Raw genomic sequence first — 24,988 nt, 5'->3', positions numbered from 1 at the left:
TCAAAGGTCGCCGCGTCATCTGGGGCGGCCGGCATGCTCTGCGCAGGGTGGTCTACATGGCAGCGCTCACCGCCAGCCGCTCAAATCCCGTACTCAGAGCCTTCCACCAGCGTCTCATTGCCAACGGCAAGCAACCAAAGGTCGCCATCGTCGCCGTGGCCCGAAAGATTATGACCATCCTCAGCGCCATGCTTCGACACAACCAACCCTGGTGTCCAGACAAAGCCTGAAAACACAGTTGCTCATCCGCCCTTCGGCACCAGCCCTTCGCTATCGCTCCGGGCGTTCGTTGTTCGAAAAGCCAAGCAATTGGCTTTTCGTCCGCTGCGCGGACCACGCCTCACCCCCGTGAAACGGGGAGAAGGAAGAAGCGGCGTCCTTACGCAAACGCCCCATGGCAGTGCTTGTACTTCTTGCCGGAGCCGCACGGGCAGGATTCGTTGCGGCCGACTTTGCCCCAGGTGGCCTGGTTGTCGGGGTCGCGGTCTTCGGGGGCGACGATGGTGTTGTTCTCCTGACGCACCAGGAGGGCGGTTTCGCCGCCTTCGAAATCATTCTCGCCGGTGGTGCCGTCAATATGCGTGCCGAACATGTCGGGCGCTTCCGGGGGCGGGGCTTCGGCGGCCTGGCGGACCAGTTCGACGCGCATCAGCTGCGCGGTGACCGCCTGGCGCAGATTGCCCAGCATCGCCTGGAACAGCTCGAACGCCTCGCCCTTGTATTCCTGCAGCGGGTCGCGCTGGGCGTAGCCGCGGAAGCCGACGACCGAACGCAGATGGTCGAGATTGACGATGTGCTCGCGCCACAGATGGTCGAGTGACTGCAGCACCACCGAGCGCTCGACATAGGTCATCACTTCGGGGCCGAAGCGCTCGGAGCGCTCCTTGGCGGCGACGTCGGCGGCTTGCGTGATGCGCTCGCGGATGTCGTCCTCGGCAATGCCCTCTTCCTTGGCCCAGTCCTCGATCGGCAGGTCGAGATTGAGGAATTCGGCGACCTCGGCCTTCAGGCCGGCGACATCCCACTGCTCGGCATAGGCGTTTTCGGGAATGGCCTTGGCGACGATCTCGTCGATGACGCCTTCGCGCATCTCGGCAATGGTTTCCGACAGGCCTTCGCCGTCCATCAGCTCGATGCGCTGCTCGAACACCACCTTGCGCTGGTCGTTGGAGACGTCGTCATATTTCAGCAGATTCTTGCGGATGTCGAAGTTGCGCGCCTCGACCTTCTTCTGCGCCTTTTCCAGCGCCTTGTTGATCCAGGGATGGATGATCGCCTCGTCTTCCTTGAGGCCGAGCTTCTGCAGCATGCCGTCCATGCGCTCGGAACCGAAGATGCGCATCAAATCGTCCTGCAGCGACAGGAAGAATTTCGAGCGGCCGGGGTCGCCCTGGCGGCCGGAGCGGCCACGCAACTGGTTGTCGATGCGGCGCGATTCATGGCGCTCTGTGGCAAGCACGTAGAGGCCCCCGGCGGCCAGTGCCTTTTCCTTCAGGCGCTCGACGTCGGCATTGATCTCCTTTTCCCGCGCCTCGCGCTCGGGACCGGCAGGCATGTCGCCCAGTTCGTCCTCGATGCGCATCTCGGCATTACCGCCGAGCTTGATGTCGGTGCCGCGGCCGGCCATGTTGGTGGCGATGGTGATGGCGCCGGGCTTGCCGGCCTGGGCGACGATTGCCGCCTCGCGTTCGTGGTGGCGGGCGTTCAGCACCTCGAAGTCCTTGAAGCCTTCCTTGCGCAGGCGCTCGGCCAGCTGCTCGGACTTTTCGATCGAGGTCGTGCCGACCAGCGTCGGCTGGCCCTTGGCGGCGGCTTCGCGGATCTCCTTGACGATCGCCTTGTATTTTTCTTCGACCGTCCGGTAGACCTCGTCGTCCTCGTCCATGCGGATGACCGGCAGATTGGTCGGGATCTCGGTGACTTCGAGGCCGTAGATGTTGCCGAATTCCTCGGCCTCGGTCAGCGCCGTGCCGGTCATGCCGGACAGCTTCTTGTAGAGGCGGAAGTAGTTCTGGAAGGTGACGGAGGCCAGCGTCTGGTTCTCCGGCTGGATCGCCACATGCTCCTTGGCTTCCAACGCCTGGTGCAGGCCTTCCGAATAGCGGCGGCCGGGCATCATGCGGCCGGTGAACTCGTCGATGATGACGATTTCGCCGTTGCGTACGATGTAGTCCTTGTCGCGCTGGAACAGCCGGTGCGCCTTCAGCGCGTTGTTGACGTGGTGGACGATGGCGACGTTCTCGACGTCGTAGAGCGACTCGCCCTTCAGCAGGTCGGCGTCGCGCAGCAGGTTCTCCAGCTTCTCGGTGCCTTCCTCGGTGAAGATCGAGGTCTTCTGCTTCTCGTCGATCTCATAATCCTGCGGCTGCAGCTGGATGATGAAGGTGTCGATGGTGTTGTACATTTCCGAACGGTCCTCGAGCGGACCGGAAATGATCAGCGGCGTGCGCGCCTCGTCGACCAGGATGGAATCGACTTCGTCGACGATCGCGTAATTGTGGCCGCGCTGCACCATCTGGGCGCGCTCATACTTCATGTTGTCGCGCAGATAGTCGAAGCCGAGTTCGTTGTTGGTGGCGTAGGTGACGTCGGCGGCGTAGGCGGTGCTGCGTTCCTCGTCGGACAGGCCATGGACGATGACGCCGACCGAGAGGCCGAGGAATTTGTAGACGCGGCCCATCCATTCGGAGTCGCGCGTGGCGAGATAGTCGTTGACCGTGACGACATGGACGCCCTTGCCGGCGAGCGCGTTGAGATAGACCGGAAGCGTCGCGACCAGGGTCTTGCCCTCGCCGGTGCGCATTTCGGCGATGCCGCCATTGTGCAGCACCATGCCGCCGATCAGCTGGACGTCGAAGGGGCGCATGCCGAGCACGCGGCGTGCCGCCTCACGGGCAGTGGCGAAGGCCGGGATCAGAAGATCCTCAAGGCTGGCGCCGTTGGCGATATCCTGGCGAAATTTTTCCGTACGCCCCGCGAGTTCGGCGTCTGAAAGCGCCCGCATCTCGTTTTCCATGGCGTTGATCGCCTCGACACGAGGCCGGGTCGATTTGACCCGACGGTCGTTGGAGGAACCGAAAACCTTACGGGCGAGACCGCCGAGACTGACCATTCAATGGTCCTTTCGATAGAATTCTCAATCTTTAAGATGAGCGCCGGCCGGCCTCATCACATCCGCGTGAACGCACCGCGTGAATACGGGCAAACACAAAAAGCGCCCGGAAAACGGTTCTGGACGCAAAGTCGTTGGACAGATAAGAGGGGGCTCAACTGATGTCAACGCCGCGCTGGCCCTGCCGGTCGCGCCAAATTCCGCCACAATCTGGCTGATCTGGAAGCCACCCCTCCTTACAATCCTTCCCCGGAGTCATCCTTATGCCCTTGTTGTTTCGCCGTGCGTCGCTTGCCAGCCTTGGTCTGGCCTTCGGCCTGTCGGCTCTTTGCCTGTCGCCTGTCATGGCGCAGGAGACCGCTCCTGCTGCTCCGGCCGATGCTGCCGCGGCACCGGCGGCAGCGCCGGTCGATCCGAATGCCGTGATCGCCACGGTCAACGGCCAGCCCTTGACTGAAGCCGATCTGGTGCTTGCCGAAGGCGAGCTTTCGCAGCAATTCGCGCAGTTGCCGCCTGAGCAGCGCCGCGCCGCGGCCCTTTCCGCAGCCATCGAGATCCGCGTCATGGCCGCCAAGGCCGTTACCGACGGTCTCGACAAGGATCCCGACTTCCAGCGCCGCATGGCCTTCCTGCAGCAGCGCGCGCTGCATGGCGAGATGGTCGAGAAGGGTGTCGTCGACAAGGTCACCGACGCCGAGATTCGCGCCCGCTACGACCAGGAAATCGCCAACACGCCGCCGGTCAACGAGGTGCATGCTCGTCACATCCTCGTGAAGACGAAGGAAGAGGCCGAGGCCATCATCAAGCAACTCGACGGCGGCGCCGACTTCCAGAAGCTCGCCAACGAGCACACCAGCGATCCCTCGGGCAAGTCCAATGGCGGTGACCTCGGCTGGTTCGGACCTGGCCAGATGGTGCCGGAGTTCGACAAGGCCGCCTTCGCGCTCGAGGTCGGCAAATACACCGAGCAGCCGGTGCAGTCGCAGTTCGGCTGGCATGTCATCAAGCTCGAGGACAAGCGCGCCAAGCAGCCGCCGGCCTTCGACGACGTCAAGGACCAGGCCAAGCAGGCGGTCATCCGCGACAAGTATTTCGCGCTGGTCAAGTCGCTGCGCGCCGGCGCCAAGGTCGAGATACCCGACGCCAAGCTGAAGCAGGCCGTCGATACGATGGAAGCCGGCAAGTAAGCTTGAAGATTTTTTCAAAAAGGGCGCGGCAGCCAAGGGTTGCCGCGCCCTTTTTCGTTGGCCGCCGCTATCTGCCTGATGGCGCTATGCCTTGGAGGAGATAGCGGACCATCTTGCGTATCGTCGCCTCGGGCTCGTCGAGCCGGTTGATCAAGAGATGCCGCCAGGCGTAGGAAGCGACGAGGTCGGCGACCACACCCGGGTCGATGTCCCCGGCGATTTCGCCCCTTGCCTTGGCGCGCTCGATGATCTGGCCGGTGTGGGTACGGCGTCCTCCGGCATAACCGGAAAGGGCCGCGGCCGCGGTTTCATCCGATTGCGCCTCGGCGATCAGCGATTTGAAGACACTGCCCGACGATGTCTCGCGCCAGTGCGTGAACAGATTGATCAGGAAGCCGACGAGATCCTCTTCCAGGTTGCCGGTATCGGGAAGGTCGACACGCTTCTGGCGCTGGTAGACTTCGAGCAGCAGGGCCGCCTTGCTCGGCCACCAGCGATAGATGGTCGGCTTGCCCGCGCGTGCCCGCCGCGCTACCGCCTCAATGGAAAAGCCGGCATAGCCGGCCTCGATCAGCACGGCTTCGGCAGCCTCCAAGATCGCTTCGGCGCTGTCGGGATTGCGCCTGGCGCCAATCGATTTGCGTGCCGGATCGGCGATTTCGCTCATGAGCCGTTCCTCCCAAAGCGGTTTCTCGTCTCGGCTGAAACGACAACCCGCCGACAATTATTCGCCGCGCCCCGCATTTGCCGGCCGGATGCAAACCATCCGCGAGCAAAGCGCTCGTTTCCTTGCAGCGTTTGTGCGGACGCCAAATGAAGCCATTTGGCCGCAAACTGCGCCGATGCCAAGAAATGCTGACACATCGAGATGCTCACACATCGAGATACCAATACATCATCGCTTGACGAAACGGAACGGTTCGTTCTATTCAACGAAACGTTTCGTTCCGATGGACATCCTCATGACGACCATTATCGCATCCGGCTCCGCACCCGCCGCCGAGACGACAATTTCGAGTTGGATGACCTTTTTGCTGGCGGCTGCCTGCGGGCTGATTGTTGCCAACATCTACTATGCACAACCATTGATCGGTCCGATCGGCGCTGAACTTGGGCTTCCGCCACATGCGGCGGGCCTGATCGTCACGATGGCCCAGATTGGCTACGGGGTGGGCCTGCTGTTCATCGTGCCGCTTGGTGACCTCATGGAGAACCGCAGGCTCGTGCTCGGCATACTTGCCGTTGCAACGCTTGCCTTGCTGGGTGCTGCGATTTCAACCCAGCCAGCGGCTTTTCTGGCCGCGATGCTGTTTGTCGGCCTTGGCTCGGTCGCGGTGCAGACCCTCATCCCCTATGCGGCGCACCTGGCGCCGGAAGCCAGGCGTGGCCGCGTGGTCGGCAATGTCTCGGTGGGATTGTTGCTGGGGATAATGCTGTCGCGGCCGTTCTCCAGCTTCATCACGGCGCTGTCGTCCTGGCATGTCGTGTACTTCACCTCTTGCATTGTCATGGTCGTGCTGTCCGTGGTGCTGCGGTTTGCGCTGCCCAAGCGCGTGCCGACGGTGCGTCTGAGCTACGGCGCGCTTTTGGCGTCCATGGTGCATATTGCGCGCACGACGCCGGTTCTGCGGCGGCGGGCTCTTTACCAGGCATTCCTGTTCGCGGCTTTCAGCCTGTTCTGGACGACAACGCCGCTGCTGCTGCTGGCCGGGCCCGATTTCGGCTTGACGCAGCGCGGCATCGGTCTGTTCGCGTTGGCCGGCGTCGCCGGCGCCATCGCCGCGCCGCTTGCCGGAAGGGTTGCCGACCGCGGCTGGAGCCGGCCGGCGACAGCCTTTGCCATGCTGTGCGTCGCTGTCGCGTTTCTCATAACTCATATCGCGCATAGCGGCTCGACGCTTTCGCTGGCGCTGTTGGTGGCCGCCGCCATCGTGCTCGACTTCGGTGTGCAGACCAACCTTGTCCTCGGCTACCGGGACCTGTTCGCACTTGGCGCCGCACATCGCAGCCGTCTGAACGGGCTTTACATGGCGACGTTCTTCATCGCGGGCGCAATCGGCTCAGGCGTCGGCGGTTGGGCGTATGCGCAAGGCGGTTGGCCGCTGGTGTCCTGGATCGGCCTGGCGCTGCCGGTTGCAGCGCTGCTTTGTTTTGCGACCGAATTCATGTCGCGCCAAAGCGCGTGAATTCGCGCCCGGATCAGGCCATCATTGCATCGCTTGCGATGTCTCGGACTCGATGCGCCAGCCATCTTCGGCCTTGACCAGCCCGAGCGTGACGCGTGCCTTGCCGGTCAGGCGTGCCGCCGACTTGTCCTTCGGCACATAGTCGTAGCGCATGGCAAAGGCGGCCTCAGTGCGGTTATCGCCATGCGGCGTGATCTCCAGGCTGCCGGGTTCGAGCCCAAGCGACCAGGAGGCCCATTGCGCGAACCAGTCGGTCTTCACCTTGACGATGGCATCGGCGTCGTAGCGTGTGCCGAAAATGGTGGCCGACGAGCCGTAGATCCGCTTGACCGTCTCGCTCATCGTCCTGGCGTCCGGCGCCAGATAATCCCGGCGCAGGAATTTCTCGATCGAGGTCTTGTCGTCGCCGACGGAGCGTTCCAGCGCCGCGACCTGCGAGGCCGGCGCGGGCTCAGCCGCCGGTTTGGGCTCCGGGGCAGGCCCATCACCCGGGACGAATTCGAAGCGTTCGAGCAGCGAGCCCTGCTCCCAGGGGCGCTGGCCTTCGCGGGTTTGCGAAACCACGTCGCGGCGCACCGCGATCATCATGTCGTTGATGCTCTGGCCGGGCTCGGCGATGTGCCGCAAAAGGGCTGATGCAAAGGGCGAGTTGCGCCCGGTGCCGTCCATGGCGACCGCACCCGGCGCCGTCGAGAAGGCGATGAAGGAGCCGCGCGTCGAATCGAACTGCGCCAGACCGGCCAGCGCCGTCGCCGAGCGCGTGGTGGCGGTGCGGCTAAGACTGCGTGCAAACGGGTTGTTGCGGCAGGCGTCGAGAAACACCAGGCTGACCTTGGTCTGCTGTTCCATGATGTCGAGGACTTCGTCAATCGGCACGGCTTCGAGTTGCAGTTTCACCGGCATGTCGAGCCTGGCGTCGACCGGCACGATGTAGTTGCGTCCGTCGACCTGCAGGCCGTGGCCGGCATAGTAGAAAAGCCCGACGCCCGCGCCTTCGAGCGCATCGGAGAATTCGCCGATGCTGCGTTCGAGTTCGCGCTTGCCGAGGTCGTTGCCTTCGATGACTTCGAAGCCGATGGAGCGCAGCTTGTCGGCGATGTCGAGCGCGTCGTTGACCGGATTGGCCAGCGTTCCGGCTTCGGCATAGCTGCCGTTGCCGATGACGAGCGCCACGCGCCGCGCCGGCTCAGCGTCGGCGCTCAGCAGCAACAGTCCCAGAAATGCCCATGCGAGGATCGCAAGCCTGCCCATGGGGGCAATCATAGCGCGACAGGCCCGGGAGATGCCAACAGATTTGAAATGCAGGCTTAATTCCGGGTGGGGTCCGGCCGCGGGCAAGCGCGACGAAAACGCCCTTGCGCCAGCGCGGCGTATCGGGCAAACCGGCCTTCCCTTGCGATTTTTGCCGCCCGAGGTCCCATGTCCACGACGATTTCGCCGCTCGCGCCGAAGAAATACCCCAAGATGCCTGTCATTGAAGGGGTGCGCATCGCCACCGCCGAAGCGGGGATAAAGTACAAGAACCGCACCGATCTTCTGGCCATGGTCTTCGACGCCGGCACCACGGTCGCCGGCGTATTCACCAAGTCGAAATGCCCCTCGGCGCCGGTCGATTTCTGCCGGCAGAACCTCGACGCCGGCAAGGCGCGGGTGCTGGTTGTCAATTCCGGCAACGCCAATGCCTTCACCGGCAGGAAGGGCCGCGAATCCACCGCGCTGACCGGCGAGGCGGCGGCCAAGGCGGCCGGCTGCACGGCAAGAGAGGTTTTCCTGGCCTCGACCGGCGTCATCGGCGAGCCGCTCGACACAACCAAGTTCAGCCATCTGCTTGCCGGACTGGTCAGCGACGGCAAGCCCGACCTGTGGACCGAGGCGGCAAAGGCCATCATGACCACGGATACCTATCCGAAAGTGGCGACGGCGACCGTCAAGCTTGGCGATGCCGATGTCACCATCAACGGCATTTCCAAGGGCGCCGGGATGATCGCCCCCGACATGGCGACGATGCTGTCCTTCATCGCCACCGACGCGCCGATCGCGGCCCCGGTGCTGCAGGATCTGTTGTCGCGCGGCACGGCCAAGACCTTCAACGCGGTGACCGTCGACAGCGACACCTCGACCAGCGACACGCTGCTGCTCTTCGCCACCGGCAAGGCCGCCAAACGTGGTGCTCCAGAAATAACCGATCCCAAAGATGCCCGCCTTGGTCAGTTCCGCCGGGCGCTCGGCAAGGTGCTGAAGTCGCTGGCTCTGCAAGTGGTGCGCGACGGCGAGGGCGCCCGCAAGCAGGTCGAAGTCACCGTCACCGGCGCCAAATCGGCCCGCTCGGCCAAGCGTATCGCGCTGTCGATCGCCAATTCGCCGCTGGTCAAGACGGCGGTTGCCGGCGAGGACGCCAATTGGGGCCGCGTCGTCATGGCCGTCGGCAAGGCCGGCGAGCCGGCCGACCGCGACCGGCTGTCGATCTGGTTCGGTGATAACAGGCTGGCGCATGAAGGCGAGCGCGACCCGGCCTATTCGGAAGAAAAGACCTCGGCCTACATGAAGCGTGACGATATCCGCATCCGCGCCGATATCGGCATCGGCCGCGGCAAGGCGACGGTGTGGACCTGCGACCTCACCAAGGAATATGTCGCCATCAATGGCGATTATCGGAGCTGACGGTTTTGGCTTCCAGGCATCCGGCAAGCATGCTCGCGATCGTGCGCCGCTACGAGGCGGCCGGTTTTCGCGCCTGGCCGGCAGCCGCCGTCCACTATGACGGCACCTGGGTGGTTCGGCTGACCGCCGGCCATCCGGCGAAGCGGCTGAATTCGGTCAATCCGCTCGATCCCGGCGACATCCAGCACATCGCCGACCGCATCGGCCGGGCCAGCCGCCGTTTCGATGCCTATGGAAGGCCGCTGACGTTCCGCATGTCGCCGCTGTCGGGTCCCGATCTGGGCGGTCATCTCGACAAGGAGGGCTGGAGCCGGTTCGGCGAGTCGCTGGTCATGCGGCTGCCGCTGGCCGATGCGCAGCTCGATGCCGCCATGGACCAGATCCCGCTCAAGGACATCAGCCGCTTCATCGGCGCGTTGCTCAAGGTCAGCGGCTCCGACGTTTCGCTGCGGCCCGGCCTGTCGGAGATCATCGGCGCCATCCAGCCCGAGGCCGGGCTGTTCGCACTCGAGGATGGCACTGAGCCGCTGGCGACGCTGATCTGCGTGCATGACGGCGATCTCGCCGGCCTGTTCGAGGTCGCCACCGACAAGGCGGCGCGCAACAAAGGCCATGGTCGCAACCTGATCCTGTCGGCGCTGAAATGGGCGCGGCTGCGCGGCGCGCGCGAAGCCTGGCTGCAGGTCGAGGCCGGCAATGTGCCGGCACTGGCGCTCTATCGCTCACTCGGCTTCGAGGAAGTCTATCGCTATCACTATCGTCAGCCACCTGGTCATGAGTGAAGTTGGGCATGGATGATCTGGCCAATACCGGCAAGCGCCTGCTCCTGGTGGCCGCCTGCGCGCTGGTCGACACCGACGGCCGCGTGCTCCTGGCGCAGCGGCCCGAGGGCAAGCAACTCGCAGGCCTGTGGGAATTTCCCGGCGGCAAGGTCGAGCCCGGCGAGACGCCGGAACAATGCATCATCCGCGAATTGCATGAGGAGATCGGCATCGAGACCGATATACCGTGCCTGGCGCCACTGACCTTCGCCAGCCACTCCTATGACGACTTCCATCTGTTGATGCCGCTGTTTGTCTGCAGGCGCTTCCGCGGCATCGCCCAGCCCCGGGAAGGGCAGGCGCTGAAATGGGTGCGGCCGAAGCAGATGCGCGAGTATCCGATGCCGCCGGCCGACGCGCCGCTGATCCCGTTCCTCATCGATCTCCTCTGAGGGCGGCGGCGACGGATCGGGACCACGGTCCATATCAGCCAGCGTTAATGGAAGATTTATCTGATCATGAAAAATTGATGCATGGCCGTGTGCTTGCGGCCGCGTCGCCAATTCGCTGGGGAGCGATCGTATGAGTCTGGACAGGGATTGGGATTCGATCCGGCCCGACCGCGGTTTCCGTGCCGCCGATGCGGGCATGGGCATCCTGCGCATCACGCTGCTGTTCGGGTCGGCCGCGGTGGCGCTGGCGCTGATCGCGACCCCTTTCCTCGACAGACAGACGCGCTCGCAATCGGCGCGCGACGATTTTCCTGGTCTCGACATGACGGCCACCGGCTCGATCAGCCACCGCAGCACCTACACGGTGCGCCGCAGCGTGTTGCAGCCGCAGCCCGATTCAGTCTGCATCATCGGCTCCGACGGCAGGACCAGCGGCGACTGCTGACATGGTTAAGATATTTTAGAGAAGGGGGCGGTTTCACCGCCTGTTAAGGCTTTGCCATTAACCTTTCTTAACAGATCGGCGGTAAGGTCCTGGCAAGGGGGATCGAGGTGATGAAAACATTGCTGCTACGTTTTCTGACGGACGAGACCGGAGCCACGGCTGTCGAGTACGCCTTGATCGTCTGTGTGCTGTCGCTGACGATCATCGGCGGCATCGGCCAGGTCTTCAACTCGCTCACCTGGCTGTTCAGCAACAACACCAGCAGGCTTGCGAACGCCTTCGCTTCGCCTTGACCGCAATCGCGGCGGGCGCTCAGCGCTCGTCGGAACCTTCCAATATGGCCTTCAGCGAGACCTTGGCTGAACCCGGCTTCAGCGGTTTCTGCTGCGACGCATCGGGCGCCCAGCCGGACATCCACACCATCGAGAAACTTGCCCGGATTCGACCGTCGGGGTCGGAAAACCGCTCGGCATAGATTTCCGCGGCACGGGCAAACAGTCCGCGTGTGCCCGGCCGCCGGCTGCGATCGGCAAGCGCGCTGGTTTCTCCCATGGCGCGCAGATCGGCCATCAGGGCAAACAAATTGGCATAGCGCACCGTCACGGTCTCGACGTCGGCGACCGGCAGAGCGAGACCGGCGCGCTGCAGCAGCGCACCGGCATCGCGCACGTCGGTGAACGGTATGACGCGCGGGCTGACGCCGCCATAGAGTTCGGTCTCGGCCGCAAGCAGGCACTCGCGCAACTCACTGAGCGTGCCGGCGCCGGCAAAGGCGCCGAGGAAAAGCCCGTCCGGCCGCAGCGCACGGCGGATCTGGATCAGCATGCCGGGAATGTCGTTCATAGCTTGCAGCGACAGAAGCGACACCGCCAGATCGAGGCTTTGCGGCTCGAACTGCACGGTTTCCAGCGGTGCCACCGAGCCTGCGGCGCCATTCAGGAAAACCGCGTCCGTCTCGACGCGGACGATCTCCGTCACCTTGCCGCTCGCGGCGAGCACACCGGTCGCGGCCGGCGTCTGGCAAAATAGCACAGCCGCTTTGGCGAACCGGCGCTCGACGGCGCCCAGCCGGTCGGCAAGATCCTCGGCGGCACGGTTCATCAGAAAATCGGCACCATCGACCGGATGAGCGAGCGCACGCCGCTTGTGCGCCAGCCAGAGATCGGTATCCATTATCGGCTGCAACGGGCGGATCCTTGTTTGTCGACGCCCCGATACAATTGGTATGGTGGCGCGAAGGACCAATCACGTGGCCGATCCGATGCCGGAGATCAAGTCCAACGGGATCAGGAAGCTTACCCGATCGGCTCTCGGCTGGCCGGCGCGCATCCTGTTTCCGCCGGTCTGCGCCGGTTGCCGCCGGCATGTCTCGCAGCCCGGCGTGCTGTGCGGCGCCTGCTGGCCGAAGCTGCGGCTCTTGGAGCGACCCTGGTGCCCGGTGATGGGCACGCCGTTCACCCATCATATGGGCGAGGGCTTTCTGTCGGCGGAAGCGATCGCCGATCCGCCGCCCTTCGAGCGGGCGCGGGCAGCCGTCGCCTATTCCGGCGTCGCCCGCCAGATGGTGCAAGGGCTGAAATACCAGGATCGCACCGATCTAGCCCCTTGGATGGCGCGCTGGATGGTGCGCGCCGGCGCCGATCTCATCGCCGAGGCCGATGTGGTGGTGCCGGTGCCGCTGCACTGGCGGCGTTTCTTCAGACGGCGTTTCAACCAGTCGGCGGAGTTGGCGCGCGGGGTTTGCGAGCTCAGCGGGCTGTCTTTCGCACCGTCCGCCATGCGGCGTGTGAAACTCACCCGCCAGCAGGTCGGGCTGGAGCGGCAGGAGCGCGAGGAGAATGTGCGGGCCGCCTTTCGCGTGCCGGCCGAGGCGGAAATCGAGATCGCCGGCCGCAGGGTGCTTCTGATCGACGATGTCTACACCACTGGCGCCACCGTACGCGCGGCCACCAAGGCGCTTAAAAGGGGAGGTGCTGCCGCCGTCGACGTGCTGACCTTTGCGCGTGTGTTGCCGGGGGACTTCCGGGCGGACGAGTCCGCGACTATATAAGTCGGCAACGAAAGCGGAAATTCGTCATGGTCGATGTCACGATCTATACGCGCATGATGTGCGGTTACTGCACGGCGGCCAAGCGGCTGCTGGAGCGCAAGGGCGTCGCCTTTACCGAGCACGACGCTTCGTTTTCGCCGGAACTGCGCCAGGAGATGATTTCCAAGGCGGACGGGCGTACGACCTTTCCGCAGATTTTCATCGGCGACACGCATGTCGGCGGCTGCGACGACCTCCACGAGTTGGAGGCCGAAGGCCGGCTGGACAGACTGCTCGCCAACGGCGCGACGATTTGAGGGTGTGATGATGGGTGTTTTCAAGGCTGCGGCGGTCCAGATGCGTTCAGGCGCGAGCCCCGAGCGCAATGCGGTCGATCTCGAACGGCTGGTGCGTGAAGCGGCGGCCCAGGGCGCGACCTACATCCAGACGCCGGAAATGACCGGAGCGCTGATCCGCGACAAGGAAGCGCGTGCGGCCTCGTTCACCTCCGAAGACAAGGACATCATCGTCGCGACCGCGCGCAGATTGGCGCGCGAACTCGGCGTGTTCCTGCATATCGGCTCGACCGCCATCCTGCGCGCCGACGGCAAGCTCGCCAACCGGGCGCTGCTGTTTGGTCCGGACGGTGCTGTGCTCGCCACCTATGACAAGATCCACATGTTCGACGTCGATCTCGACAATGGCGAGAGCTGGCGCGAATCCGCCGCCTACGAACCCGGCACCGAGGCTGTCGTGACCGATGTTGCGGGCGCCAGGCTCGGCTTTGCGGTCTGCTACGATCTGCGGTTTCCGCAACTGTTCCGCGCCGAGGCGCTGGCAGGGGCCGATGTTTTGACCGTGCCCGCCGCCTTCACCCGCCAGACCGGCGAGGCGCACTGGCATGTACTGCTGAGAGCGCGTGCCATCGAGAACGGCGCCTTTGTCGTCGCCGCCGCGCAAGGCGGCCTGCACGAGGACGGCCGCGAGACTTTTGGCCATTCGCTGATCGTCGATCCCTGGGGTCGCATCATCGCCGAAGCCGCGCATGACGAGCCCGCCGTGATCGTCGCCGAGATCGACCCGGCGCAGTCGCTTGCGGCGCGCAAGAAGATTCCCAATTTGAAGAATGCGCGGGATTTCACCATCAATGCCGGTGGAGTGGAAGCGCCGCGTCTCAGGGGTGCGGCCTCTTGATCCGCTTTGCCCTGATCTGCGAGCACGAGCACGAGTTCGAGGGCTGGTTTCGCAGCAATGACGATTTCGAGACGCAGAAGAAGCGCGGCTTCGTCGATTGCCCGAGCTGCGGTTCGCACAAGGTGGAGAAGGCCCTGATGGCGCCCGCCGTTTCGACGGCGCGTAAGCAGGAAACAATCGCGCTGGCCATGGGCGAGGCGCAGAAGCAGGCCCTGGCGCAGCTGAAGGCGATGGCCGAGAAGGTGCGTGAGAATGCCGACTATGTCGGCGACAAATTCGCCGAGGAAGCGCGCAAGATCCATTTCGGCGAGAGCGACGCGCGCGGCATCTATGGCGAGGCGACGCTGGAAGAGGCCAAGGGGCTTGCCGACGACGGCGTCGACTTCATGCCGATCCCGGTTTTCCCGGATGACCGGAACTGAGCGATCAGCTCACGCTGCCGATCAATTTCTCAAGCAGACGAGAGAGCGTTTCCCGTTCCGCCGGTGTCAGGCCAGCGAGTATCTCGTGTTCGTTGGCGACATGAGCGGTCAGGGCCTCATCGATCAAGGCGAGGCCTTTTTCGGTAAGCTGCACGACAATGCCACGCCGGTCGTTGGGGTGCGGGCCACGCAGGGTCAATCCGGCCTTTTCCAGCCGGTCGAGCCGGTTGGTCATGGCGCCCGATGTCACCATCGTCGCCTCGTAGAGGGCGGTCGGCGTCAGCGCGTAAGGGGAGCCTGAGCGACGCAGCGTTGCCAGCACGTCAAACTCGCCGGCTTGCAGTCCGAAACGTGCAAACAGCGGGGCGAGGCGGTCGCGGGCAATCAGCGAGGACGCCTCGTTCAGTCGCCCGAGCACGCCCATCGGCGAGACATCAAGATCCGGCCGCTCCCGTTTCCACTGCTCGATCGCTCGCGCTGCTCTGTCCACTGTCTCACCATTAAATATCTTGACGTTAAGAATCCTTGCGTTATCTTACCTCAAGAAGCAGAACCGGCCAAGCCGCAAGTGCCAAATTCGCAATTGAGTGACGGGACAATCCGATGAAATTTCTCTGGGAATCGGCGCTCGGCCTGCTGGTCGTCACCGGCGGCCTGCTCGGCCTGACGCTGCCCTTCGGCAAGCTCGCCACGGCGGCCGGTGTGCCGGCCATGGTCTGGGCCTTCGTCATCTCGCTCGGCGCCGGCGGCGTGCTTTTGTGCGTGCTTCTGGCGCGCGGCGAGCGCATCCGGCTCACCCCGCAAAAATTACGCTATTTCTTCGTCACGGCCGCCGTGTCCTATGCCGCCCCCAATCTCCTGATGTTCTCGGCCATTCCGCACCTTGGCGCCGGCTATACCGGCATCATGTTCACGCTTTCGCCTGTCATCACGCTGGTGTTCTCGATCCTGCTGCGTGTGCGGCGTCCCAACATGCTGGGCATTATCGGCATCGCCGTCGGCTTCGTCGGCGCCGTCATGGTGGCGGTGACGCGCGGCGAGGCCGGCCAGCCGGCCGATCTGTTCTGGGTGGTGATGGGGCTGCTGATTCCGGTCAGCCTTGCCGCCGGCAACATCTACCGCACCGTCGACTGGCCGGAAGGCACCGGGCCGATCGAGCTTGCCGTCGGTAGCCATCTGGCATCGGCAACGCTGCTGCTGGCCGGCATTCTCGCTTTGTTCGGGGTCAAGGCATTCGCGCCGCTCGGCGGCGTGCCGCTTATCGTTGTCGCGCAGGTCGCATCCGCGTCGGCGATGTTCGCCTTCTTCTTCCGGCTGCAGGCGGTCGGCGGACCGGTCTATCTCAGCCAGATCGGCTATGTGGCGGCCGCGGTCGGGCTGTTTGCCGGCACGATCTTCCTTGGCGAACACTATCAGCTGCTGACCTGGGTCGGCGCCATCATCATCACAATCGGCGTCTTCATCACCACCAGGGCGCAAAACCAGAAAGCGTAAGCAGGTCAGACCGAGCCTTTTTCCGCCAGCACCATGTAGTTGACGTCCATGTCCTTCGACCGCGCCCAGCGGTCGGCAAGCGGATTGTAGGTGACGCCTGTGCGGTCGACGATCGTCAGGCCGGCGCCGGCGAGCGCCTTTTCCAGTTCTTCCGGGCGCACCAGCTTGCCGAACTGGTGGGTGCCGCGCGGCAGCCAGCGCAGCACATATTCGGCACCGATGATGGCCAGGCCCAGCGCCTTCAGCGTGCGGTTGATGGTGGCGACGAACATGATGCCGCCGGGGCGGACCATCTGCCCGCATTTGGCGACGAACAGGTCGATGTCGGCGACATGCTCGACCACTTCCATGTTGAGGATGACGTCGAATGTCTCGCCGGCGTCGGCAAGGTCCTCGGCCGTCGTGGCGCGGTAGTCGACGCTCACATTGCCTTCGGCCGCATGCAGTTTCGCGACTTCGATGTTTGTTTCGGAGGCATCCGCTCCGACCACCTCGGCGCCAAGCCGCGCCATCGGCTCGCACAACAGGCCGCCGCCGCAGCCGATATCGAGGATGCGCAGGCCCTCGAACGGCCGCGCTGCGCGCGGATCACGGCCGAAGCGCGCCGCTATCTGATCGCGGATATAGGAAAGCCGGACCGGATTGAATTTATGCAGCGGACGAAACTTGCCGTTCGGGTTCCACCATTCGGCGGCAAGGGCGGAAAAGCGTTCCACTTCTCCGGCATCGATCGTCGATCGTCGGGGCTCTGGCATCGATTGGTCTCCTAGAGCTCGTTAGATTTGTCGCAAGTCCTGTGGGAAAACCGTTTCACACTTTTCCTGGACTTGCTTCAGAGCGCTAGGAAGTCGGGCGTGGGGGCGGGAAAGTCAAGGCAGCTTTTTTCGCCTGCCGACACGGAGCGGTGCTCATGAAGCCAACGCGCGTCATATCCGCAGGGGGTTGGCGGTGGGCCTTCTTAACATCAAATTTACGAGGTTGACGGTTTTCTGACCCGTGACGGGGAATCGGCATGTACATTGCCTTTCCTGGAATGGGATGGCTTGGTGCGGATCAAGACCCAGATTATCGCCACTTTGTTGAGCGCCGCAGCCTTGATCGGCTTGGTGGGCGGCATTGCAATAGTCTCCCAGATGTCGCTGACCAGATCCGCCGCATTGGCTGAGGCGACAAGCGTTGGACGCCAATTGGCCGAAGCGATTGCCTTCAAGGCTTCCGATGCGCCGCGTTCCTTGTTTGAGAGGTCCGATGCGCTGCGTGAATTCGTGACCGCGCAACACAACGGGTCGAAACGCGACCTCGTTGTCGTCGATCACAACAAAACCATCCTGGCCGACATCCCGGGCGAGGACCAAAATGTCGGCACGACGTTCGATCACGATCGCGCCAACGAAGTCGGCCGGACGATCGAGGACGGCACGCCGCGCGACTTCATCGAAGACAGCGGCGACGTGACTGAGCCGATCAACCTGGTTGTGGTGCCGATCAAGGATGCTCCCGGCAAGACGGTCGGCGCAGTGCTGTTCGAGTACACGCCGCTGCTGCACGCCGCCCAACAGCGCACCAACAGCATGCTCTGGCTTGTCGGTCTGTGCACCGCGGCCGCCGTGCTGATCTCCGCGCTCTCGGCTTTCCTGTTGCTGCGCGGCTTTGGCGCCGGTCTTTCCGGCCTCAACCGTGGCATCGAATCGCTGACGCGCGGCGACGCCGGGGCGCGGATCGGCCTGACCTCCAATGACGAGTTCGGCCAGTTGGCGCGAGGCTTCGACAGCATGGCGTCCGAACTCGAATCCTCGCGTGGGCAGCTCGTCGAGCAAAAGGTCTATATCGAGGATATTGTCCGCACCGTCGCCGAGGGCATTGTCGTCATCGACGGCAATGGCCGGATCGTCTCGGCCAACCCGGCGGCCGCCGAGATCGTCGGTCGGCGCAACGACAAGATCGAAGGGCAGGATTGGCCTGAGGTTCTCGACATAAGGGGACTGTCGGGAGACAGGCTGGCGCAGGCAACATCGCCGATCGAACTGGCGCTGACCACGGGTCGCCGGCATCAGGCCGAGGTACGGCTGGCAAAGCCGGACGGATCGTACCTGCCGGTGGTTGCGAGCTGCAATCCGCTCAATCGCTCCGATGGCGGGATCGTGCTGACGTTGAGCGACATCAGCGAGTTGCGCAGCGCCGAGCGGGCGGTCAACGATCGCGCAGAGGAACTGGCGACACTGAACCGCGAACTGAAGGAGACGTCCCAGGCAACGACCCGCCTGGTCAAGCTCGGCGAGCTGCTTCAGGCCTGCGTCACCTTCCAGGAGGCCTTTTCCGTCGTCGGTTCGGCCATGCCCGATTTCTTCGGCGGATTGAGCGGAACCGTGCATCTGACCAGCGCCTCGCGCAATCTGGTCGAGGAGATGGCGCATTGGGGCACTGTGCGTTCGAGCGTTGGCCAGTTTGCGCCGGAAGATTGCTGGGCGCTGCGGCGCGGCCAGGAGCATGTTGCCGGCCCGGGCATGCTGACGCCGCGCTGCAACCACATCACCGAGAATGGCGGCCGCGGTTATGTCTGCATGCCTCTGGCGGCGCAGGGGGAGACGCTTGGCATCGTGCATCTGTGCGAACCAGACGCCGCCGACAGACCGGACTGGCTGACCGAGCGGCAGCAGATCCTGCGCGGCGTCGTCGACACTCTGGCCCTGGCACTGGCCAACCTGCGCCTGCGCGAAACCCTGCGCCAACAATCGATCCGTGATCCGAACACCGGGCTCTACAACCGCCGCTATCTCGAGGAAACAAGCAGTCGCGAACTGAGGCGCATGGAGCGTGCCGAACAGCCCCTGGCGATGATCATGCTCGATGTCGATCATTTCAAGCAGTTCAACGACACGTTCGGCCATGAAGCCGGCGATCTCGTGCTCAAGCAGGTCGCCGCCACGCTGCTCGACCACGCCAGGGATAGTGATGTGGTGTCACGCTACGGCGGCGAGGAATTCGCCCTGATGATGCCGGGGACGTCGCTCGCCGATGCCGCCGAGCGCGCCGAAGCGCTGCGCAAGGCGATCAAGCAGCTGCATCTGGCGCATCGTGGCCGCACGCTCGGGACCATCACGGCCTCATTCGGCGTGTCCGCCTTCCCGGAACTCGGCGCGTCATGGGCCGAAATCGTCAACGCCGCGGATCGTTCGCTTTACCAGGCAAAAGCGGACGGCCGCGACCGCGTCGTTGCCGGATTGGGCAGGGTCGATCCCCAATGGGACCTTTCCACTGCCAACCAAAGCGTGGGTTAACGCTGGCGGGATCGATGGCACGCATGGCGTCATGGCTGCCTGACGGCGACATCCGCCAGAGGGCGCCAGCTACCGTTTCGCGTCCAGAACGTCGCGCAGCTTGGCCTCGAGCTGCTCGATGGTGAAGGGCTTGGCCAGGAAGTGCACGTCATGGTCGAGCACGCCGTTGTGGACGACGGCATTCCTGGTGAAACCGGTGGTGAAGACGACTTTCAGGCCGGGTTGGCGCGCGACCGCTTCCTCGGCGAGCTTGCGGCCGTTCATCACCGGCATGACGATGTCCGTGAAAAGCAGGGCGATGCCAGGTGTCTCCGCCAGCTTCTGAAGGGCCTCCTGGCCACTTCCAACGTGGATCACCGTGTAGCCGAGTTCGCGCATCGCCTCTGTCGTGGCGGCCCGCACGCGGACATCGTCCTCGACGACGAGGATTGTTTCGGTGACCTTGGCAGTGCTCTTGCCGAGCCCGGCGGGCGCTGCCGGCTCCTCGGCTCCGAAAAACCGCGGCAGATAGATCCTGATCGTCGTGCCTTCGCCCGGTTCGGAGTAGATCTTGACGTGGCCGCCCGACTGCTTGACGAAGCCGAACACTTGGCTCAGCCCAAGTCCCGTGCCCTTGTTGACCGGCTTGGTGGTGAAAAAAGGCTCGAAAGCCTTGGCCATCACATCCGCCGACATGCCCTCACCGGTATCGCTGACCGCGATCATCACATACTGGCCGGAGATCACCTCGGCATGGGTGGCGGCGTAGCTGTCGTCGAGATGGCTGTTGGCGGTCTCGATGGTCAGCTTGCCCTCTTCGCCCATCGCGTCACGCGCGTTGACCGCCAGGTTGAGGATGGCATTCTCGATCTGGCTGGGGTCGGCATGGGTCTTCCACAAGCCACCCGCCAGCACCGTTTCGATGCGGATGCCTTCACCGAGCGCGCGGTGCAGAAGGTCGGACATGCCCGTCACCAGGCGGTTGGTGTCGACCACCTGCGGCGCCAGTGGCTGCTGGCGCGAGAAGGCAAGCAGCCGGGAGGTCAAATTGGCTGCACGGCCGGCCGCATCCGTCGCAGCCTCGATGAATTTCTCGATGTCGTTCTCGCCGCGCTTCAGCTTGCGCTGGGCAAGGTTCATGGCGCTGATTATCACCGCCAGCATGTTGTTGAAATCGTGGGCGATGCCGCCGGTCAGCTGGCCGACGGCCTCCATCTTCTGCATCTGGCGCAGCTGGGATTCGGCCTTTTCACGTGTCTGGATCTCGTTGCCGAGCTCGATGTTCTTGCGCATCAGCTCTTCCTGGCCGGTGACGACCTCGCGGAAGCGGCGGCGGGATTGGCGGATCGTGTAGGCGCCGAGCAGGAAGATCGCCAGCAGCGCGACCAGTGAGCCGATGCGCAGCCAGGCCTCGACCTGGTCGGTATGATCGTCGCGCGCGGCGATGTCGGCGGCGCCGATGCGCCGGAGCGTATCCATGCTGGCACGGATTTCGTCCATGGCGGCCTTGCCCTGGCCACTGCGGACCAGTTGCAAGGCCCCGGTCGCATCGCCCTTGTCGTAGAGAGCGATCGTCTCGGACAATTCAGCCTGCTTTTGCGCCAGCGCGTCCTTGATGTGGCCGACCTGCGGGGCAAGCTGATCGTTGGATGCGGTCATGGCATCGATGCGGGCAAGTTGCCCCGGGATCGCATCGACAGCCTTCTGATACGGTTCGAGGTAGGATTTCTCGCCGGTCAGTAGGTAGCCGCGCTGGCCGGCCTCGGCATCCTGCGCCAATGAAAGCAGCCCTGAAAGCTGTTCCTGGTATTCGATTGTCTCGCGCGCGGCGGCACGGTTGGCCCTCTGGCCTTCAACCAGCAGGGCGCGGGTGCCGACGATCAGCGCCAGCACGGCGAAGCCGACGGCAAGCGGCAGCGATTGCAATCGCATGGCGCGTCGAAGACGAGCAATCATCTGTTATGCCGAACCAAAAGGAATTCCCCGCGGGCAGCATTTGGTAAGCGGCACGGCCCCGGAAGGCAATATGCCGTCTTCTTGAGCCGGCATTCCGCCGCCAGCCTTGCGAAACCGAATGCATTTGGCTAAGGAGGCCGCGCATTCAGCGGCGGGCGAGAGCCGGGCGCTTTCCTCCGTTTTCGGCTCCGGGCCGGCTTCAGTCAAAGGCATTTCGCTTCCATGGCGCGTATCGTGATGAAATTCGGCGGAACCTCCGTCGCCGACATCGCCCGCATCCGCAATGTGGCGCGTCACGTCAAACGCGAGGTCGACGCTGGCCATGAGGTGGCCGTGGTCGTCTCGGCGATGTCCGGCAAGACCAATGAGCTGGTTGCCTGGACACGCGAAGCCTCGCCGATGCACGACGCACGCGAATATGACGCGGTCGTCGCTTCCGGCGAACAGGTCACGGCGGGCCTGCTGGCCATAACCTTGCAGAACATGGGCGTGCATGCGCGCTCCTGGCAGGGCTGGCAGATCCCGATCAAGACCGACAACGCGCATGGCGCGGCGCGCATCCTCGACATTGACGGTGCCTTCCTGATCAAGCGCTTCGGCGAAGGCCAGGTGGCCGTCATCGCCGGCTTCCAGGGCATCGGACCGGACAATCGTATCGCCACGCTTGGCCGGGGCGGTTCCGACACAAGTGCTGTCGCCATCGCCGCGGCGGTCAAGGCCGACCGCTGCGACATCTACACCGACGTCGACGGGGTCTACACCACCGATCCGCGCATTGAGCCCAAGGCGCGGCGGCTGGCCAAGATCTCGTTCGAGGAAATGCTTGAAATGGCCTCGCTCGGCGCCAAGGTTCTGCAGGTGCGTTCGGTCGAGCTTGCCATGGTGCACAGGGTGCGTACCTTCGTGCGGTCGTCGTTCGACGATCCCGACGCGCCCGGAATGGGGGATTTGCTCAATCCTCCGGGAACGCTCATTTGCGACGAGGAAGAGATCGTGGAACAGCAGGTCGTCACCGGAATTGCCTACGCCAAGGACGAGGCCCAGATTTCGCTGCGCCGCGTCGGCGATCGTCCAGGCGTCGCCGCCGGCATTTTCGGGCCGCTGGCCGAGGCCAACATCAATGTCGACATGATCGTCCAGAACATCTCCGAGGACGGCAAGTTCACCGACATGACCTTCACGGTGCCTTCCGGAGACGTCGACAAGGCACTTGTCGTGCTGGAGCGCTTGAAAGCCGAGATCGGCTACGATGTCGTGCAGTCGGAAGCCGGCATGTCGAAGGTTTCGGTCATCGGCATCGGCATGAGGAGCCATGCCGGCGTCGCCGCCACCGCATTCAAGGCGCTGGCCGATAAGGCGATCAATATCCGCGCCATCACCACCTCCGAGATCAAGATTTCGATACTGATCGACGGTCCGTACACAGAACTGGCGGTTCGCACTTTGCATTCCGTCTACGGTCTGGATAAGCAGTAGCGAGAACGATTTGAGTTGTTGCGTGTGCGCCGGTCGCAGTGGAAACTGCGGCGGGCAATATGCCCATTGGAGAAGAAGCCGCGATGCGTGACCAGGCCAGTGGCCCGCGCGTTTTGCTGAAACGGCTCCGCGAGCTCATGCAGGAGCCGCTGGAGCCGCAGGAGCGGCTCGACCGGATCGTGCGCGACATCGCCTCCAACATGGTCGCCGAAGTCTGCTCGCTCTACGTGCTGCGCGCCGATTCGGTGCTCGAACTCTACGCCACCGAGGGTCTGAACCCGAACGCCGTCCACCTGGCGCAGCTGCGGCTCGGTCAGGGCCTGGTCGGCACCATCGCCGCAAGCGCTCGGCCGCTCAACCTGTCGAACGCCCAGGAACATCCGGCTTTCGCCTACCTGCCGGAGACCGGGGAAGAGATCTACAACTCCTTCCTCGGCGTGCCGGTGCTGCGGGCAGGGCGCACGCTTGGCGTCCTGGTCGTGCAGAACAAGACCATGCGCCATTATCGCGATGACGAGGTCGAGGCGCTGGAAACCACCGCCATGGTCATCGCCGAGATGATCGCCACCGGCGACCTGGCGCGGCTGACCAGGCCTGGCCTCGAACTCGACCTGCGCCGGCCTGTCAGCTTCACCGGCCTGTCCTTCAACGACGGTGTCGGGCTTGGCCATGTCGTGCTGCACGAGCCGCGCATCGTCGTCACCAATCTGTTCAACGAGGACAGCGAGGAAGAGGTCCGGCGGCTTGAGACCTCACTAGGCTCGCTGCGGCTCTCCATCGATGACATGCTGGAGCGCCGCGACGTCGCCTTCGAGGGCGAACATCGCCAGGTGCTCGAAGCCTATCGCATGTTCGCCAATGACCGAGGCTGGGTGCGGCGCCTGGAAGAGGCGATCCGCAACGGCCTGACAGCCGAAGCTGCGGTGGAAAAGGTGCAGAGCGACATGCGCGCGCGCATGCTGCACATGACCGATCCCTATCTGCGCGAGCGGATGAGCGATTTCGACGACCTCGCCAACCGGCTGCTGCGCCAGCTGATGGGGCGCGGGCCGGAGGATGTCGCCAATTCGCTGCCGAAGGACGCCATCATCGTTGCTCGTTCGATGGGCGCCGCCGAGCTGCTCGACTATCCCCGCGACAAATTGCGCGGGCTGGTGCTCGAGGACGGGGCTGCCACCAGCCACGTCGTCATCGTCGCGCGGGCCATGGGCATTCCCGTTGCCGGCCAGATGAAGGGCGCCGTTTCCATGGCGGAAAACGGCGACGCCATCATCGTCGATGGCGAAGAGGGCGTGATCCATCTGCGGCCGCAATCCGATCTCGAAGCCGCCTATGCCGAAAAGGTGCGGTTCCGTGCGCGCCGGCAAGAGGTTTACCGCGAGCTGCGCAAGAAGCCGTCGACGACCAGGGACGGTGTCCAGGTCGATCTGTTGATGAATGCCGGACTTGCCGTCGACCTGCCGCAGTTGGCCGAGGCAGGTGCGGCCGGCATCGGCCTGTTTCGTACCGAATTGCAGTTCATGGTCGCCTCGACCTTTCCGCGTGCCGAGGCGCAGGAGAAACTCTACCGTGACGTGCTCGAGGCGGCGCGCGGCAAGCCGGTCACCTTCCGCACCATCGATATCGGCGGCGACAAGGTGCTGCCCTATTTCAAGGGCGCCATCCAGGAAGAGAACCCGGCGCTTGGCTGGCGGGCGATCCGGCTCACGCTTGACCGGCCGGGGTTGTTGCGCACCCAGATCCGCGCCTTGCTGAAGGCCAGCGGCGGGCGCGAGCTGAAGCTGATGCTGCCGATGGTGACCGAGCTTGGCGAGATCGCCCAGGCGCGCGAGATCATCGACCGCGAGGTGCGGCATCTCTCTCGCTTTGCCCATCATCTGCCGACCAGCCTCAAGCTGGGCGCGATGCTGGAAGTGCCGTCGCTGCTGTTCCAGCTCGACGAATTGATGAAAGCGGTCGACTTCGTCTCGGTCGGTTCGAACGATCTGTTCCAGTTCGTCATGGCGGTCGACCGCGGCAACACGCAACTGGCCAACCGCTTCGACACGCTGTCGGCGCCGTTCCTGCGCGTGCTCAAGCAGATCGCCGATGCCGGCATCCGCAACCATACGCCGGTGACGCTGTGCGGCGAACTCGCCGGAAAACCCATTTCCGCGATGGCGCTGATCGGTCTCGGCTTCCGTTCGATCTCGATGTCGCCGGCCTCGATTGGCCCGGTCAAGGCGATGCTGACGGAACTGCCGCTGGATGAGCTGACGGCGTTCTTCGACGACAATCTGATGGCGCCGGCGCAAGGGTTGCCGATGCGGGCGCTGCTGCAGGCCTTCGCCGACGATCGTTCGATCCCGTTGTAGGG

23 protein-coding genes are annotated in these 24,988 nt (G+C 64.1%); 16 read left to right on the top strand and 7 right to left on the bottom strand.

The window, feature by feature from the left end; all coding sequences use genetic code 11:
* Positions 1-230 (top strand): transposase (locus tag AC1DX4_RS34460; protein ID WP_477222957.1); only part of this gene is annotated, 230 nt, incomplete at its 5' end.
* Between the two features lie 149 nt (positions 231-379).
* Here AC1DX4_RS34460 and secA read toward each other — a convergent pair.
* Positions 380-3,112: a preprotein translocase subunit SecA gene (gene secA / locus AC1DX4_RS34455; RefSeq protein ID WP_477224579.1), complete on the bottom strand. Its 2,733-nt coding sequence runs from the start codon at positions 3,110-3,112 to the stop codon at positions 380-382.
* Positions 3,113-3,375: 263 nt separating this feature from the next.
* Between secA and AC1DX4_RS34450 the strand changes: the two genes are divergently transcribed.
* The gene (locus AC1DX4_RS34450) at positions 3,376-4,299 is read left to right on the top strand and encodes a peptidylprolyl isomerase (RefSeq protein WP_477224578.1); all 924 of its coding nucleotides are present in this window, start codon (positions 3,376-3,378) and stop codon (positions 4,297-4,299) included.
* A gap of 67 nt (positions 4,300-4,366) precedes the next feature.
* Here AC1DX4_RS34450 and AC1DX4_RS34445 read toward each other — a convergent pair whose 3' ends face one another.
* Positions 4,367-4,966 carry a TetR/AcrR family transcriptional regulator gene (locus AC1DX4_RS34445; RefSeq protein ID WP_477224577.1) on the bottom strand — a complete coding sequence of 200 codons (600 nt, stop codon included), beginning with the start codon at positions 4,964-4,966 and terminating at the stop codon, positions 4,367-4,369.
* 295 nt (positions 4,967-5,261) lie between these two features.
* Here AC1DX4_RS34445 and AC1DX4_RS34440 point away from each other — a divergent pair, with 295 nt between their 5' ends.
* Positions 5,262-6,485 carry an MFS transporter gene (locus tag AC1DX4_RS34440; protein ID WP_477224576.1) on the top strand — a complete coding sequence of 408 codons (1,224 nt, stop codon included), beginning with the start codon at positions 5,262-5,264 and terminating at the stop codon, positions 6,483-6,485.
* 21 nt (positions 6,486-6,506) lie between these two features.
* Here the strand turns inward: AC1DX4_RS34440 and AC1DX4_RS34435 are convergent, their stop codons facing one another.
* Positions 6,507-7,736, bottom strand: coding sequence for a caspase family protein (locus AC1DX4_RS34435; RefSeq protein ID WP_477224575.1), 1,230 nt, complete (start codon positions 7,734-7,736; stop codon positions 6,507-6,509).
* Between the two features lie 168 nt (positions 7,737-7,904).
* Between AC1DX4_RS34435 and argJ the strand changes: the two genes are divergently transcribed.
* The 5 genes from argJ (at position 7,905) to AC1DX4_RS34410 (ending at position 11,097) form a co-directional block, all read left to right on the top strand.
* Complete coding sequence (gene argJ, locus AC1DX4_RS34430; RefSeq protein WP_477224574.1) at positions 7,905-9,146, top strand: bifunctional glutamate N-acetyltransferase/amino-acid acetyltransferase ArgJ; 1,242 nt, start codon at positions 7,905-7,907, stop codon at positions 9,144-9,146.
* Between the two features lie 29 nt (positions 9,147-9,175).
* Complete coding sequence (locus AC1DX4_RS34425) at positions 9,176-9,928, top strand: GNAT family N-acetyltransferase (RefSeq protein WP_477224573.1); 753 nt, start codon at positions 9,176-9,178, stop codon at positions 9,926-9,928.
* A gap of 8 nt (positions 9,929-9,936) precedes the next feature.
* Positions 9,937-10,359, top strand: coding sequence for an 8-oxo-dGTP diphosphatase MutT (gene mutT, locus AC1DX4_RS34420; protein ID WP_477224572.1), 423 nt, complete (start codon positions 9,937-9,939; stop codon positions 10,357-10,359).
* A gap of 130 nt (positions 10,360-10,489) precedes the next feature.
* Positions 10,490-10,804, top strand: coding sequence for a hypothetical protein (locus tag AC1DX4_RS34415; RefSeq protein WP_477224571.1), 315 nt, complete (start codon positions 10,490-10,492; stop codon positions 10,802-10,804).
* A gap of 110 nt (positions 10,805-10,914) precedes the next feature.
* Positions 10,915-11,097 (top strand): Flp family type IVb pilin, encoded by a 183-nt coding sequence (locus AC1DX4_RS34410; protein ID WP_477224570.1) that lies wholly within the window; start codon positions 10,915-10,917, stop codon positions 11,095-11,097.
* Positions 11,098-11,116: 19 nt separating this feature from the next.
* Here AC1DX4_RS34410 and AC1DX4_RS34405 read toward each other — a convergent pair whose 3' ends face one another.
* Positions 11,117-11,989, bottom strand: a complete 873-nt coding sequence (locus AC1DX4_RS34405) for a methyltransferase domain-containing protein (protein WP_477224569.1) — start codon at positions 11,987-11,989, stop codon at positions 11,117-11,119.
* A 64-nt stretch (positions 11,990-12,053) separates the two neighbouring features.
* Here AC1DX4_RS34405 and AC1DX4_RS34400 point away from each other — a divergent pair, with 64 nt between their 5' ends.
* Genes AC1DX4_RS34400 through AC1DX4_RS34385 form a run of 4 tightly spaced genes read left to right on the top strand, consistent with a single transcriptional unit; the run spans position 12,054 to position 14,449 of the window.
* The gene (locus AC1DX4_RS34400; RefSeq protein WP_477224568.1) at positions 12,054-12,854 is read left to right on the top strand and encodes a ComF family protein; all 801 of its coding nucleotides are present in this window, start codon (positions 12,054-12,056) and stop codon (positions 12,852-12,854) included.
* A gap of 26 nt (positions 12,855-12,880) precedes the next feature.
* The gene (gene grxC, locus AC1DX4_RS34395; RefSeq protein ID WP_477224567.1) at positions 12,881-13,150 is read left to right on the top strand and encodes a glutaredoxin 3; all 270 of its coding nucleotides are present in this window, start codon (positions 12,881-12,883) and stop codon (positions 13,148-13,150) included.
* Positions 13,151-13,160: 10 nt separating this feature from the next.
* A complete protein-coding gene (locus tag AC1DX4_RS34390) occupies positions 13,161-14,027 on the top strand; it encodes a carbon-nitrogen hydrolase family protein (RefSeq protein ID WP_477224580.1) in 867 nt (288 codons plus the stop codon).
* Positions 14,024-14,449 (top strand): DUF1178 family protein, encoded by a 426-nt coding sequence (locus AC1DX4_RS34385; protein WP_477224566.1) that lies wholly within the window; start codon positions 14,024-14,026, stop codon positions 14,447-14,449. The genes AC1DX4_RS34390 and AC1DX4_RS34385 overlap by 4 nt, the downstream gene beginning before the upstream one ends.
* A 4-nt stretch (positions 14,450-14,453) precedes the next feature.
* Here AC1DX4_RS34385 and AC1DX4_RS34380 read toward each other — a convergent pair whose 3' ends face one another.
* On the bottom strand, positions 14,454-14,939 hold the full coding sequence (locus AC1DX4_RS34380) for a MarR family winged helix-turn-helix transcriptional regulator (protein WP_477224565.1): 486 nt from the start codon (positions 14,937-14,939) through the stop codon (positions 14,454-14,456).
* 113 nt (positions 14,940-15,052) lie between these two features.
* Between AC1DX4_RS34380 and AC1DX4_RS34375 the strand changes: the two genes are divergently transcribed.
* Positions 15,053-15,943 (top strand): DMT family transporter, encoded by an 891-nt coding sequence (locus AC1DX4_RS34375; RefSeq protein WP_477224564.1) that lies wholly within the window; start codon positions 15,053-15,055, stop codon positions 15,941-15,943.
* A gap of 5 nt (positions 15,944-15,948) precedes the next feature.
* Here the strand turns inward: AC1DX4_RS34375 and ubiG are convergent, their stop codons facing one another.
* Positions 15,949-16,698, bottom strand: a complete 750-nt coding sequence (gene ubiG, locus AC1DX4_RS34370; RefSeq protein WP_477224563.1) for a bifunctional 2-polyprenyl-6-hydroxyphenol methylase/3-demethylubiquinol 3-O-methyltransferase UbiG — start codon at positions 16,696-16,698, stop codon at positions 15,949-15,951.
* Between the two features lie 291 nt (positions 16,699-16,989).
* Here ubiG and AC1DX4_RS34365 point away from each other — a divergent pair, with 291 nt between their 5' ends.
* Positions 16,990-19,221 (top strand): diguanylate cyclase, encoded by a 2,232-nt coding sequence (locus tag AC1DX4_RS34365; protein WP_477224562.1) that lies wholly within the window; start codon positions 16,990-16,992, stop codon positions 19,219-19,221.
* A gap of 69 nt (positions 19,222-19,290) precedes the next feature.
* On the opposite strand, the gene AC1DX4_RS34360 is transcribed toward AC1DX4_RS34365, so the two are convergent.
* On the bottom strand, positions 19,291-21,132 hold the full coding sequence (locus AC1DX4_RS34360) for a CHASE3 domain-containing protein (protein ID WP_477224561.1): 1,842 nt from the start codon (positions 21,130-21,132) through the stop codon (positions 19,291-19,293).
* Between the two features lie 246 nt (positions 21,133-21,378).
* Here AC1DX4_RS34360 and AC1DX4_RS34355 point away from each other — a divergent pair, with 246 nt between their 5' ends.
* The gene (locus tag AC1DX4_RS34355; protein ID WP_477224560.1) at positions 21,379-22,632 is read left to right on the top strand and encodes an aspartate kinase; all 1,254 of its coding nucleotides are present in this window, start codon (positions 21,379-21,381) and stop codon (positions 22,630-22,632) included.
* Positions 22,633-22,715: 83 nt separating this feature from the next.
* The gene (gene ptsP / locus AC1DX4_RS34350; protein WP_475456979.1) at positions 22,716-24,986 is read left to right on the top strand and encodes a phosphoenolpyruvate--protein phosphotransferase; all 2,271 of its coding nucleotides are present in this window, start codon (positions 22,716-22,718) and stop codon (positions 24,984-24,986) included.
* The last annotated feature ends 2 nt before the right edge of the window (positions 24,987-24,988 follow it).

The sequence above is a fragment of the Mesorhizobium sp. P3_A8 genome, from assembly GCF_056402995.1.
This window is presented reverse-complemented; position numbering and strand designations above follow the sequence as displayed.

What these genes read in the sequence shown, in the direction of transcription:
- secA (WP_477224579.1), bottom strand. Translation starts at nt 3,112, where the DNA reads ATGGTCAGTCTCGGCGGTCTCGCCCGTAAGGTTTTCGGTTCCTCCAAC.
- AC1DX4_RS34450 (WP_477224578.1), top strand. Translation starts at nt 3,376, where the DNA reads ATGCCCTTGTTGTTTCGCCGTGCGTCGCTTGCCAGCCTTGGTCTGGCC.
- AC1DX4_RS34445 (WP_477224577.1), bottom strand. Translation starts at nt 4,966, where the DNA reads ATGAGCGAAATCGCCGATCCGGCACGCAAATCGATTGGCGCCAGGCGC.
- AC1DX4_RS34440 (WP_477224576.1), top strand. Translation starts at nt 5,262, where the DNA reads ATGACGACCATTATCGCATCCGGCTCCGCACCCGCCGCCGAGACGACA.
- AC1DX4_RS34435 (WP_477224575.1), bottom strand. Translation starts at nt 7,736, where the DNA reads ATGGGCAGGCTTGCGATCCTCGCATGGGCATTTCTGGGACTGTTGCTG.
- argJ (WP_477224574.1), top strand. Translation starts at nt 7,905, where the DNA reads ATGTCCACGACGATTTCGCCGCTCGCGCCGAAGAAATACCCCAAGATG.
- AC1DX4_RS34425 (WP_477224573.1), top strand. Translation starts at nt 9,176, where the DNA reads ATGCTCGCGATCGTGCGCCGCTACGAGGCGGCCGGTTTTCGCGCCTGG.
- mutT (WP_477224572.1), top strand. Translation starts at nt 9,937, where the DNA reads ATGGATGATCTGGCCAATACCGGCAAGCGCCTGCTCCTGGTGGCCGCC.
- AC1DX4_RS34415 (WP_477224571.1), top strand. Translation starts at nt 10,490, where the DNA reads ATGAGTCTGGACAGGGATTGGGATTCGATCCGGCCCGACCGCGGTTTC.
- AC1DX4_RS34410 (WP_477224570.1), top strand. Translation starts at nt 10,915, where the DNA reads ATGAAAACATTGCTGCTACGTTTTCTGACGGACGAGACCGGAGCCACG.
- grxC (WP_477224567.1), top strand. Translation starts at nt 12,881, where the DNA reads ATGGTCGATGTCACGATCTATACGCGCATGATGTGCGGTTACTGCACG.
- AC1DX4_RS34390 (WP_477224580.1), top strand. Translation starts at nt 13,161, where the DNA reads ATGGGTGTTTTCAAGGCTGCGGCGGTCCAGATGCGTTCAGGCGCGAGC.
- AC1DX4_RS34375 (WP_477224564.1), top strand. Translation starts at nt 15,053, where the DNA reads ATGAAATTTCTCTGGGAATCGGCGCTCGGCCTGCTGGTCGTCACCGGC.
- ubiG (WP_477224563.1), bottom strand. Translation starts at nt 16,698, where the DNA reads ATGCCAGAGCCCCGACGATCGACGATCGATGCCGGAGAAGTGGAACGC.
- AC1DX4_RS34360 (WP_477224561.1), bottom strand. Translation starts at nt 21,132, where the DNA reads ATGCGATTGCAATCGCTGCCGCTTGCCGTCGGCTTCGCCGTGCTGGCG.
- AC1DX4_RS34355 (WP_477224560.1), top strand. Translation starts at nt 21,379, where the DNA reads ATGGCGCGTATCGTGATGAAATTCGGCGGAACCTCCGTCGCCGACATC.
- ptsP (WP_475456979.1), top strand. Translation starts at nt 22,716, where the DNA reads ATGCGTGACCAGGCCAGTGGCCCGCGCGTTTTGCTGAAACGGCTCCGC.